We start from the raw sequence: 11,589 nt of genomic DNA, 5'->3' as shown, positions 1-11,589 counted from the left end.
CCGCCGGTAGGGCGACCAGCTACCAGTTGTCGGCTGGTAGCTGGCGACTGGCCGGCGGGATGTGTTTTCTCGTTCCCAGGCGCTACGTGGGAACCTGGAAGCTCCGCGCCGCGGAGAGCATCAGGCCGGTGGTATACACGGGAATCAAACCTGGCGGCTGTCCGGCGTTATCCGGTGCGGCCCAGAGGGCGTCTGCTCCGAGCGTTGCCGACAGCTGGTCATGGGGTCCGTAAGCCGTCTGAAAGACGGCGGTCCCAGCCGGCCCGGGACCGCCGGCATCCTGTCAGCCCCTGGGACCGCCGACATCTTGTCGGCCCCTGGGATCGCCGACATCTTGTCGGCTCCCGGGACTACCGATATTTCGTTGGCCCTTCCGGCTATCGGGTAAAACCTGAATGCCGAGTTGCCGCTCCAAATGGTCATCAGTCAGGCTGAGTTTTCTCGTTCCCAGGCGCTACGTGGGAACCAGAGACCGGGAGCGGGGTTTTTGCGACACCCTCTTGAGGGAGAGAAGCAGGGGTGAGGGGGAAATTCAAAAACTCAGATTGTTCCGTTTGGCAGTATAAATCGGTAGGCTGGGGTGAGGAACGAACCCCAGCTTTGGTTGTTGCTGGGTTTTGGCCGTTCCTGGCCGCAACCCAGCCTATGGTCTATGGTCCTTTTTTAGACAGTCTCTTAGGGGGCGTTCTCAATTGAGCTGAATCCTCATGAAAATCAAGCACATCAGGCCCATGCAGCAGTGGCTACGAGTTCCCGAGACACTCCGCGGCGCGGAGCTTCCGCGTTCCCACGCGGCGCGTGGGAACGAGCGCGAAATTTTCAGATTTTATGCTCTAAAATCAGTATCTTAATTTTTAGACAGCCTCTTAAGACTCAACCACTACCAGAATATTGAACATGAACCGCCATCGACCTACCACCTACTCGGTGTCAACTGTCTTGGTGCTGATCGTCTTCATGAGTGTACCCTGGCGCAGTGGGGCGGAGACCGATCTGGAGGCGAGCAAGGCCTTCGGCGTGCTGGCGCGGGAGCAATCCCTGGCCGAGGGCTATGTGACTATGCTCAAGGACTTTGGTCGGCAGGACGCCGACAGCTATGCAGAGGGCATTCGCCTCTACGCCTCGGCCAAAGCGGAGTTCGACGGCCTGATCGCCCGGATGAGCCATGACATCATCCGGCGCAGGCCCTTCGACGGGTCCGAGCAATTCCAGGCCGTACTTGAGCGCGCCGTGGAGCGACGCTTGGCCTTCACCCGCCATGTCGATGCCATTCTCGACGCGCGCGGTACATCCGATACCCGATCCGTAAAGGATTACATCAGATTACCGGCGGAGCTCATTGCGGCCATCAAAGACGCGGCGGGCGCTATCTGGGACAAATACTGGGAAATCCGCGACACCCGGCGCCAGGAGATCCTGGACCAGCTCGAAGCCCTTAAGTGGAAGCCGTTCCACGAGCTCGGTGGGTCGAATTAGGCGTACCCCAATCGGTCCATGCTGGTGCTCGATCCATGTTTGTGCTGCCGTAACTCGACAATGATGGAGACAGGTACGAGGCATCAGCGGTGCATCGCCGTTTAAAGATACGGTTCGCTGCGGGCGTCCATCGATGCGGTTCGCGCCTCCTGGTGGTGCCATCCTGTAAGACCTACCGCGCTCACCACATCCTACCGGCGACCAGCAACCGAGGGCCGACAACTTGATATACTGAGCTCCCCCAGCAAGCTCTCTGCCATACCGCCCCCGCAATGGACGAGCAGAAACCCAGACCCGGCATCCGACGCGGCATCTATCTCCTGCCCAATCTGTTCACGACCGCGGCCCTGTTCTCGGGTTTTTATGCGGTGCTCGTGGCCATGCAGGGGCGTTTCGAGGCCGCCGCGCTGGCGATCTTCGCCAGCATGGTGCTGGACGGGCTCGATGGGCGGGTCGCCCGCCTGACCAATACCCAAAGCGATTTCGGGGCGGAGTACGACAGCCTCTCCGATATGGTGGCCTTCGGCGTCGCCCCGGCCCTGGTGGCCTACGAATGGGCCTTAAGCGGGCTCGGCAAGGTCGGCTGGCTGGCCGCTTTTGTCTATACCACCGCCGCTGCCCTGCGCCTTGCCCGCTACAATACCCAGCTCGGTAGTGCGGACAGGCGTTACTTTCAAGGGTTGCCGAGTCCCTCGGGGGCGGCGCTCATCGCTGCCGGGATTTGGGTCGGAGCGGATCACGGCATCGATGGGTCGGAGGTGAGCTGGCTGGTCGCCCTCATCACCACCTGCGCCGGTCTGCTCATGGTGAGTAATTTCCGGTTTCACAGCTTCAAGGAGATCGATCTACGCGGACGGGTCCCCTTTATCTTCGCGGTCGTGGTGATGCTCGGCTATGCGGTGGTGTTACTGCATCCGCCGGTGGTCCTGCTTGCCGGTTTTGTGAGTTACGCGGTCTCCGGCCCGGTCATTACGCTGGTACGTCGGCGCCAACGCAAGGTCAACCGCAGGCGGGAGCGGAGTACCCAACGGGTGCCGTCGCAGGACGAGGATGGCTCCTGAATGGGGGTTGACGGGTAGAAGCAGCGGGCACCTCAGGAAGCGGGAGGAGACCATCTCGTCGATCCGCATCTGGATTTCACCCTCTATCCCCCACTCGTCGCAGGGAGTTGAGATAAGCGGGCCGACATGGGAAGATAAATCCGAATCAATGATGTAGGTTATAAACTTTGATGCGGTTTTCCGACTAGTATCGGTCGCCGGCAACCAACCTGAGTGTTGAAAAATTCCAAGGATGGGGTTTTTCCAAGCTCCTGACAGATCGCCTTAGAAAGATTCAAGATCGTCTGTTGGTCGGTAACTGCCGGATTCCATTCCGGAACATCGTCTCGCCCACAGGCCGAAGCTACCGCCAAGATGAATATCGCAGCCCCCGATCGCCGAGAAAAGAAACATCTGGTCGCATTCTGGCTATCCATGATGTTGGTCTGGGTGTTGCTCAATGCCTCCTTGTCGTGGCAGGTCGTGCTGGCGGGGGCCATCGTCGCTACCCTGTTGGTGTTTATCTTCCCGGCCCACGGCTTTCTGTTCGCCGGGACCAGATTCACCCCACAGACGCCGTTGCTGGTGCTTGGGTATTTGTGGCTCTTCACCCGCGAGCTGGTCAAATCGAATCTGGATGTAGCCCGGCGGGTGATCGCGCCGGAGGTGCGGATCAATCCGGGGATCGTCGAAATAAAGACCCGCTTGCAGCATCCCACCTATCGGTTGATCCTGGCCAATTCGATTACCTTGACCCCGGGTACCCTCACAGTGGATATGATCGAGGATTCCCTGTTCATTCACTGGATCGATGTCACGGGGAAAGACGTGGAGAGTGCGACGCGCGAGATCTCCGCACGCTTCGAGCACTATCTCATACAGTTGAGCCAAGGGTGAACTCACGATGGTCGATACCCTGATGACATTGGCGGTAATCTTCACCCTGTTGGGGAGTCTCTTCAGTATTATCCGATTGGTGAGGGGACCTACCCCGATCGATCGCATCATCGCCATCGATGTGCTGACCATCACCGCCATCAGCATCATCGTACTCTTGGCCCACTTCGGGGGGCGCTTCATCTATGTGGATGTGGCCATCGTCTATGGTCTGCTCAGCTTCCTGGGGGTACTGGCCGTGGCCCGTTACAGCGAAAAGGGATTCTGATCCATGTATGCCTTCTTAGAGATGCTCGGCGCCCTGATGACCCTGGCCGGTTCGGTATTCCTGCTGCTGGGTGGATTGGGCGTGCTGCGCATGCCCGACAGCTACAATCGGTTACAGGCCGGTACCAAGGCCTCGACCCTGGGGACCACCTTGGCCCTGATCGGGATCGGGCTCGCCCATCCCGGTTGGCTGGGCAAACTGTTGGTCCTCGCCTTCTTTGTCATGTTGACTTCCCCCATCTCCGCTCATGCCCTGGCCCGTGCGGCCCATGCCATCCGGGTCCCTTTGAGCGATCGCACCGTAGTCGACAAGCTGGGGGAACAGGAGACCTCATGATCCTGCTCGTGATCGGCACGGCGCTCTGCGCCGGAATCATCGTCAGCGCCCTGCTGGCCGTCCACCTGGGGAACACCCTCAGCGCGGCTATCAGCGCCGGTATGGCCAGCTTGTTCGCCGCCATTACCTATGTCGCCCTGGCCGCGCCTGACGTGGCTATGACCGAGGCCGCCATCGGCAGCGGGCTCACGACCATTATCTTTCTCTACAGCATTCGCCGGACCACGGAGCCGCCGGAGAAATGATCAAGCGGGTCACCATACTGCTCTCCCTGTTGCTGTTGGGGTCCGTTTTCCTGCACATGGTGGTGAATTATGCCCCCCGCACCGGGTTGAATCCCATCTCCGAGCATTATGTGACAGCGGGTCCCGATGAGCTGGGGGCCGCCAATATCGTGACCGCGGTGCTGGTCACCTACCGTGGCCTGGATACCCTGGGCGAGGTGGCGGTGCTCTTCATCTCCGCGGCAGGGGTCGGGCTGCTGCTGCGCCGGCGGGTCGGTGAGACCGAGGAAGGTCCAAACCGCCGGGCCTCCAGTGAACTGGTACAGACCGCCGTTCATTTTCTCCTGCCGCTGATCTTCGTGCTCGGTATCTATGTCTTTATCAACGGCCATCTGACGCCGGGCGGCGGCTTCCAGGGCGGGGCGGTGCTGGCCTCCGGGATCATGCTCCTGCTGCTGGCCGATCCCGATACCCGCTTGAATCATGGCATCGTGCGCCTGTTGGAGTCCTTCTCCGGTTTCGGTTATGTGGTGGTGGGGGTCCTGGGCCTGATACTCGCGGGTGGTTTTCTCGATAACCGGTTTCTCGATCTCGGCAGCTTCGGCGAGCTGCTCAGCGCCGGCGCCATGCCGATCATCTATATCTTCATCGGTTTGAAGGTCGGCACCGAGCTGAGCGCGGTGCTAGAACGGATGAAGGATTAGGATCGGTTGACATAATCGTCGTGCCGACCGCTAATAGGACAAGATTAACAGGATTGTTTTCTGAATAATCAATTCTAACATCCTGTGAATCCTGAAAATCCTGTTAATCCTGTACTATTGGCTAACGCAGCAGAGGGTTCGGGTAACATTCATAGACGGGAAAAACTATGGGGGTATTCAGTGTACAAGTGAAACTGAAAAACTGGCAGAACCGATTCCTTGCGGATGATGAAAAGGGAGAGGATGTCATATGCAACGCATTGGTAGATTCCGGGGCAACGGAGTTGGCCCTTCCGATAGAGATCATAAGCCGACTTAAACTGGAAGAGTTGGATAGGGTCCGGGTTTACACTGCTGATGGAGGGGAGCATGAATACCGAGTATTCGGAATTGTCGAAATCGAAGTCGAGGGCCGTACCTGCCATGTCCGTGTAATCGAGCTCCCTCATGGTGCTGAACCGCTGTTGGGCGCGGTTCCTCTCGAAGAGATGGATTGGCATATATCCCCAGTGCAGAAAAAATTGGTTCCAAATCCACGTTCTCCCGAAAAACCACTTTTGCCGTTATGTTGAGAAGACCTTGAAAAATTCCTTCCATGATTTCGATAGTCCGTAGCTGGCGACTGGTACAGTGTCGTAGACTGGGGTGAGGAACGAACCCCAGCTTCTTCCGGCCTGCGAGGATGGGGATGCTGAGCTTCCATTGGGAATTATTTTTTGCCGCGAATGAACGCGAAGCGGTTCAGACATATCCTGTTAGCCCGTGGGTTGGGGTGCAATGCCATTAAGTTAAGTCTTGTAGGTCGGGTTAGGCGCGCCTTTCGATGGTGGGAGATGCAAACACCTTCGAACGCGCCCTAGCCCGACATTCGGTGGTGCGCACCTGCTTGCTCCGTAGAAGATGCGGATCCAATTGAAGCCGGCTGCATACAGCGGCGTCATCCGCGGGTTCGATAGACTGCGTTGTCGGGCTAGGGCGCGTTCGGACTCGCTGACACCTGTCAGCCTCGGAAGGTGCGCCTAACCCGACCTACCACAACAAGCCAGCAGCTAACTTAATGGCATTGGGGTGAGGAACGAACCCCAACATCTCTGGCTCGATATAACGATCTGTTGGGGTTCGCAAGCTCACCCCAGCCTACGAGCTTTAAGGTGGGAACCAATTCAGGGCATGAGGAGTGTTTCGGTATTTAAAAGCGCATCAAATTCAGATTATGCGTACATCAAAGTCAAAACCAAGTAAGCACATAACAATAGGCTCCAAGGGATGCTCCGTTTCGCTACGTGCACCTGAGCCCAGGCGTTAGAAGCAAGAGAAAAGCAAGAATAAAATATGCAGACGGATTTATCATACATGAAGATATATTTTGATGTTTGTTGTTTGAACCGGCCTTTTGATGATCAAACTCAGGATAGGATTCGCCTTGAATCGGAGGCCATCCTTATGATACTAAAACATATCGAGGAAAATGATTGGCAATGGATAAGCAGTGATGCTGTTCTTTATGAAATACATAAAACTCCAAATGATGAAAGAAGAGAAAGACTAAAATCCCTTAACTCACGTTCGACTTCACATGTTCCAGTAAATCGGCTCATTCTTGCGAGATCAGCGGAAATACAAATAATGGGGTTTAAAACTTATGATGCCTTGCATCTTGCGTGTGCAGAAAAAGCAGCCGCGGATGTATTGCTATCCACTGATGATAGGTTATTAAAAAAAGCAGAAACAAGCCAGCATAGTCTCAAGATAAATATTGATAATCCACTTACTTGGTTACAAAAGGTAGTGCAATGAATACTCAAGCCGTAACACTTAATGAAATACGAAAACTCGGAATCGAGGCATTGACAACGCACTTAGGTGCTGTTGGCATGATTCGTTTCCTACAACAAGGTGAAACTGGATGGGGAGATTATACCAATGACAGAGAAAAATGGCTTGGCAACCCAAGTTTAGAGGAAATTTACGGAGAAATTCAAAACCTAACAAAAGGCTAAGCCCGTAGGTTGAGGTGAGGAACGAACCCCAACATCTTTGGCTCGATATAACGATCTGTTGGGGTTCGCAAGCTCACCCCAGCCTACGAGCTACGAGCTATTTGTATCACCGGAATGGTGATTTGGAGATATCAGCAAAAAGACAAATACGGATAAAGCAATAATGGGCTTATTTAATTCAATATTTGCTGATCTTAAGTGCCCGAGTAAGGGAGGGATAAGCAAAGACACCGAGATACAAATAAAATGGCAACATCAAAAAGCTAGGGGAATCAGTTCTTATCGAGTAGGAGATGTTCTTGAGGAAATTGAAGATGAATATAACAACACATGGATCAGAACAGATTTCATTTGCAATGCATGCTCGAAATTCACAACAGGATGGAAAGGAATGGAATATATAAGATCAGAAGATCAAAGCAGGCATGTTATTTTTGTGAAAATCGAGAAAAGTAAAATATGTGAGATTCTATTAGAAGCAGAATTTAACAAAATTGGAGTTAAAGATTTTGTAGATTATTTGTGACCTTGGGTATCGTAAGGGATACGCCCTTATTCGCTTGAGAACCGGCCGAATCCGAAGGGCTGGGCTTCATTGGTACGAGACTCACGGAGTTGGCAAACGAGAGATGAAACGAAAGCGTTACCTGGAATGACCACGAACGAGCATTTTGACAAACCAACCGGGTATGTTGTGTGCATTGATAACTGCGACTACCCCGCATCCCTGGAACGCCACAAGATATATAAAGTCATTCCGGATGAAGATGCTGCGGCAGATGGAGACATTAGGGTCATTGATGAGGACGGTGAAGACTACCTCTACGCTTCAGAGCGGTCCGTTCCGATCCGTGTACCCTCTGCCTGGGATTGATAGCCGGAAATGACATACATTCTCAGTTTTTGTGCTCGTTCCCATGCTCCAGCGTGGGAACGCAGCTAGGCCGCTCCAGCGGCCAGTATATTGTGACGCTGGAGCGTCGGGATTTGCTCCCACGCCGGAGCGTGGGAGCCAGATGACAGTACCCTTTTGCAGGTATATAGGTAACGGCATGTCCCTAACCCCCGACGGCATATCCCTCCCCACCATCGTGCTGGCCTCCGGCTTTATGGTGGTATTGATCGGCCTCTGGGGCATGATGACCCGGAGGAATATCATTCAGATCATCATCGGCTTTTCCCTCACCGATACGGGGATCCATATGGTGATGGTCGCCATCGGTTATCTGAACGGTCGCACGGCCCCCATCATCGATGCCGCCGTCGACCGTTCTCAGGCCGCTTCGACCCTGGTGGATCCGATTCCTTCCGCCCTGGTGCTGACGGCGATCGTGATCGGGCTGGGGATTACCGCGCTGATGCTCTCCTACGCCATCCAGATCTATAAGAAGAACCGCTCCCTGTCCATCGACGACTGCAGCGAGCTGAAGGGCTGAACCCCATGGTCGATCCCCTCTATATCTATATCCTGTCCCTGGGCAGTGCCTTTCTGCTCGCGCTCTTCCACCGGCTGCACCGCGACCTGGGGGCCTTTGTATTTCTGGCTACGCTGGCGGGCATCACGGTCATCTCCGGTCTGGGATTCATCGCCCTGGCGGGCGGCGCACCCAGCGTCGAGATCCTGACCGCAGGCCTTAAGCCGCCGTTCTCCATCAATCTGCGGTTCGGTCTGCACGAGGCCTTTCTCTCCCTGGCGGTCAATCTGGTGGGCGTCCTCGGCGGTTGGTATCTGTTACAGCGGCTCCGGGAGCATGTGCAGGCCCTGATCCTGTTCCTGATGATTATCATGGGCATCAACGGTATGGTCATGACCCGGGATCTGTTCAACCTGTTCGTGTTCATCGAGATCACCGCCATCGCGACCTATGCGCTGATCGGGCTGGAACGGGACCGCAAGACCCTGACCGCCGGCTTCAAGTACGTCATGGCGGGTGGCTTGGCGTCTTCCTTCTTTCTGATCGGGACCATCCTGGTCTATCACTTGGCCGGCACCCTGAATATCGACGGTATGATCGCCGCCCGGTCGCTGCTGGATAATCCCCTGGGGATCTCGGCCCTGGTCTTCCTGATCGCGGCGGTCATCATCGAGCTCAAGCCATTCCCGGCCAACGGCTGGGGCCTGGATGTCTATGAGGCGGCGCCCGGCGGCATCGGCGCCCTCCTCTCGGCGGGGGTCGCCACCGGCGCCTTGGCGGCCCTATACAAGTTGCTGCCCCTGCTGCCGGTCGATCAGCTGTCCGTGATCGTCTCCGTCGGGCTGGTGACCTTTCTGTGCTCGAACCTGATCGGGCTCAAGCAGCGCAACGCGCAGCGCCTGCTGGGCTATTCCTCCATCGCTCAATTGGGCCTCTTGGTGGCCGCCATCGCCTATCTACTCCAGAGCGGTCGCGAAGAACTGGTGCCCCTGGTGGTCGGTGGCCTGTTCATCAATCATTTTCTGGCCAAGGCGGGGCTCTTCTGGCTGGCGGGAATCCTGGGTAAGGAGAAGTGGTGGGAATGGACGGCATTGGCCGGGCGGCCTTGGCTGCTGTTCCTGTTCGGCACCCTGATCTTCGCCCTGGTGGGTCTGCCGCCCTTCCCGGGCTTCTGGGCCAAATGGGAGCTGGTCATGCAGCTCGCCGCCGACGGCATGTACGGCTGGATGGCGGTCATTCTGCTCGGCTCGCTGCTGGAGGCGGTCTATCTGCTGCGCTGGCTCGGCGCCACGCTCGATGCCCGGCAGCGCGCGCGGGCTTCCTTTAGTTGGGCCGGTCTGACCCCGCCGGCTGGCTTTGCACTCCTGCTGTACGCCAGCGGTTGGTACTGGACGGACTGGATAGGAGAGCCGGCCCTGGTCACCTTCCTGCCGGTCGTCGCGGGCGGTCTGCTGTTCCTGCTCGATCGTCTGCCCAACCGCCTGATCGGCCGGCTCGTAGGGCTGCTGGCCTTGGCGATCCTGGGCGCCTTCACCTTTTGGACACTGCCTCAGCTCTCCGGGCTCGCCTGGTTGTTCGGGCTGATCTTTCTGCCCGGTGGTCTGCTGCTGGTCTTTGCCACCCTCTACCGCGGAGGCGCGCGGCCCGGCTTCTATCCCCTGGTCACGGCCATGCTGATGGCCTTGGGGCTCTTGCTCCGGACCCAAACCAGCCTGGGATTCTTCTATGCCTGGGAGCTCATGACCCTGAGCTCCTACCTACTCATCACCTTGGGAAGAGAATCCGCCCGGCCGGCCTTCCGCTACGTGCTCTTCTCCCTGGGGTCGGCCTATCTGATCCTGGCCGGCCTCGCCTTGGGCTACGGCGCCTCCGGCTCGGCGCTGCTCGCGGGCCTGCAACAGGCGGGCGCACTCGGACCTGCTATCTTCGCCCTGCTGGCCTTGGGCTTTGTCATCAAGACCGGCGGCCTCGGCTTCCACGTCTGGCTACCCGGCGCCTATACGGAGGCGGAAGACGATTTCACGGCTATCATCTCCTCGATCGTCAGCAAGGCGGGGATCTTCGGGTTCCTGGTGGCCGCAATCCAGTTGGGTGACCAAGCGCTGGGCGGCCTGGACATCGCCTATCTGGTGTGCTGGCTGGGCCTGCTCACGGCACTGTTCGGCGCCCTGATGGCCGTGCTCCAGGAGGACGCCAAGCGCCTCTTGGCCTATTCGAGCATGGGGCAGGTGGGCTATATCGTCGCCGGTGTTGCCATGATGAGCCACTTGGGCTGGGTGACGGCCATCTATCTCTCCGCCAATCACTTCCTCTACAAGGGCCTGCTGTTTCTTGCCGTCGCGGGCGTAATCTACCGCACCGGCACCCGCGCCATGTATCGCATGGGCGGGATGATCGGCCGCATGCCGATTACCTTCTTTTGTGCCCTGATCGCCATCATCGCCATGTCCGGCGTACCCCCCCTGACCGGCTTCGGCGGTAAGTGGCTGCTGTACAACGGCCTGATCGAAAAGCATTGGTACCTGCAGGCGGGCCTGGCCTTCTTCTCCAGCGCCCTGGCCTGTCTGTACATGTTCCGGCTGCTGCACTCGGTCTTTCTCGGCCAGCCCAAGCTGAAGCATAAGGATGTTAAAGAGGCCCCCTGGTGGCTGCTGCTGCCGCAGCTAGTATTGGCCGGGGCGATTCTGGTCTTTTCCCTGTTCCCGCAATATCTGGTGCAGCCCATTTCGAGCGCGGTCGAGCCTCATTACGCGACCAATTTGGACTGGGCCGGCAACCAGGTCACCACCGCCACCGGTCATTGGAACGGCTTCCTGATCATGATGATCGTCGGGGCCGTGTTCCTGATACCCTTGATCTGGATGCTGCTCTCGCGGACCCGAGTCCAGCGGGTCAAGCAGTTCAATATCGTCTATGCGGCGGAGCACCCCGAGCGGCCCGAGACTACGCACTTCGCCTACAACTTCTATCCCTACATCGAAAAGAGCCTGGGCTGGCTGGTGCGACCACGGGCTACCCGTTTCTGGAACGCCCTGGCCGAGTGGACCCATTCCCTGGCGGCCGCTCTACGCAGTGTCTACACGGGTCATGCCCAGACCTATGCCCAGTTCATCGTCCTCTATCTGGTCGCCCTGGCCTTTCTGATGGGAGGGGGATAGCCCTCACATCTCACCAGGACGGCAATTTCCTAGTACAGATGCTTTCAACTATCGATAACATTGAGCGGGCG

General features: G+C 57.1%; 15 protein-coding genes. 14 read left to right on the top strand and 1 reads right to left on the bottom strand.

Annotation, left to right across the window (positions count from 1 at the left end; translation table 11 throughout):
- Positions 1-144: 144 nt before the first annotated feature.
- Positions 145-333: a hypothetical protein gene (locus E1958_RS07920; protein ID WP_133511403.1), complete on the bottom strand. Its 189-nt coding sequence runs from the start codon at positions 331-333 to the stop codon at positions 145-147.
- A gap of 564 nt (positions 334-897) precedes the next feature.
- Here E1958_RS07920 and E1958_RS07915 point away from each other — a divergent pair.
- The 14 genes from E1958_RS07915 (at position 898) to E1958_RS07850 (ending at position 11,518) form a co-directional block, all read left to right on the top strand.
- Positions 898-1,476 carry a hypothetical protein gene (locus E1958_RS07915; protein ID WP_133511402.1) on the top strand — a complete coding sequence of 193 codons (579 nt, stop codon included), beginning with the start codon at positions 898-900 and terminating at the stop codon, positions 1,474-1,476.
- 272 nt (positions 1,477-1,748) lie between these two features.
- Positions 1,749-2,537: a CDP-diacylglycerol--serine O-phosphatidyltransferase gene (pssA, locus tag E1958_RS07910; RefSeq protein WP_089725134.1), complete on the top strand. Its 789-nt coding sequence runs from the start codon at positions 1,749-1,751 to the stop codon at positions 2,535-2,537.
- A 354-nt stretch (positions 2,538-2,891) separates the two neighbouring features.
- Positions 2,892-3,413, top strand: a complete 522-nt coding sequence (locus E1958_RS07905; protein ID WP_133511401.1) for a Na+/H+ antiporter subunit E — start codon at positions 2,892-2,894, stop codon at positions 3,411-3,413.
- A gap of 7 nt (positions 3,414-3,420) precedes the next feature.
- The gene (locus tag E1958_RS07900) at positions 3,421-3,681 is read left to right on the top strand and encodes an MrpF/PhaF family protein (RefSeq protein ID WP_133511400.1); all 261 of its coding nucleotides are present in this window, start codon (positions 3,421-3,423) and stop codon (positions 3,679-3,681) included.
- Between the two features lie 3 nt (positions 3,682-3,684).
- The gene (gene mnhG / locus E1958_RS07895) at positions 3,685-4,017 is read left to right on the top strand and encodes a monovalent cation/H(+) antiporter subunit G (RefSeq protein ID WP_089725141.1); all 333 of its coding nucleotides are present in this window, start codon (positions 3,685-3,687) and stop codon (positions 4,015-4,017) included.
- Entirely contained in the window at positions 4,014-4,262 is a 249-nt protein-coding gene (locus E1958_RS07890; RefSeq protein WP_176722312.1) for a hydrogenase subunit MbhD domain-containing protein, read from the top strand. Before mnhG ends, E1958_RS07890 begins: the two co-directional genes overlap by 4 nt.
- The gene (locus tag E1958_RS07885) at positions 4,259-4,945 is read left to right on the top strand and encodes a Na(+)/H(+) antiporter subunit B (protein ID WP_133511399.1); all 687 of its coding nucleotides are present in this window, start codon (positions 4,259-4,261) and stop codon (positions 4,943-4,945) included. The genes E1958_RS07890 and E1958_RS07885 overlap by 4 nt, the downstream gene beginning before the upstream one ends.
- 167 nt (positions 4,946-5,112) lie before the next feature.
- Positions 5,113-5,517: a clan AA aspartic protease gene (locus E1958_RS07880; protein WP_133511398.1), complete on the top strand. Its 405-nt coding sequence runs from the start codon at positions 5,113-5,115 to the stop codon at positions 5,515-5,517.
- Between the two features lie 781 nt (positions 5,518-6,298).
- Positions 6,299-6,742, top strand: coding sequence for a type II toxin-antitoxin system VapC family toxin (locus E1958_RS07875; protein ID WP_133511397.1), 444 nt, complete (start codon positions 6,299-6,301; stop codon positions 6,740-6,742).
- Positions 6,739-6,945 carry a hypothetical protein gene (locus tag E1958_RS07870; protein WP_133511396.1) on the top strand — a complete coding sequence of 69 codons (207 nt, stop codon included), beginning with the start codon at positions 6,739-6,741 and terminating at the stop codon, positions 6,943-6,945. The genes E1958_RS07875 and E1958_RS07870 overlap by 4 nt, the downstream gene beginning before the upstream one ends.
- 163 nt (positions 6,946-7,108) lie before the next feature.
- On the top strand, positions 7,109-7,471 hold the full coding sequence (locus tag E1958_RS07865) for a hypothetical protein (protein ID WP_133511395.1): 363 nt from the start codon (positions 7,109-7,111) through the stop codon (positions 7,469-7,471).
- A 126-nt stretch (positions 7,472-7,597) separates the two neighbouring features.
- Positions 7,598-7,819, top strand: a complete 222-nt coding sequence (locus E1958_RS07860; protein WP_133511394.1) for a hypothetical protein — start codon at positions 7,598-7,600, stop codon at positions 7,817-7,819.
- A gap of 178 nt (positions 7,820-7,997) precedes the next feature.
- Positions 7,998-8,381, top strand: coding sequence for a sodium:proton antiporter (locus tag E1958_RS07855; protein WP_089725206.1), 384 nt, complete (start codon positions 7,998-8,000; stop codon positions 8,379-8,381).
- A 5-nt stretch (positions 8,382-8,386) separates the two neighbouring features.
- Positions 8,387-11,518 carry a proton-conducting transporter transmembrane domain-containing protein gene (locus E1958_RS07850; RefSeq protein WP_133511393.1) on the top strand — a complete coding sequence of 1,044 codons (3,132 nt, stop codon included), beginning with the start codon at positions 8,387-8,389 and terminating at the stop codon, positions 11,516-11,518.
- Positions 11,519-11,589 lie beyond the last annotated feature (71 nt).

This window comes from Candidatus Thiosymbion oneisti (assembly GCF_004359955.1).
In the GTDB taxonomy this organism is placed as follows: Bacteria; Pseudomonadota; Gammaproteobacteria; order Chromatiales; family Chromatiaceae; genus Thiosymbion; species Thiosymbion oneisti.
The sequence above is the reverse complement of the archived record's forward strand: the minus strand, read 5'-3'. Positions and strand labels throughout refer to the sequence as shown.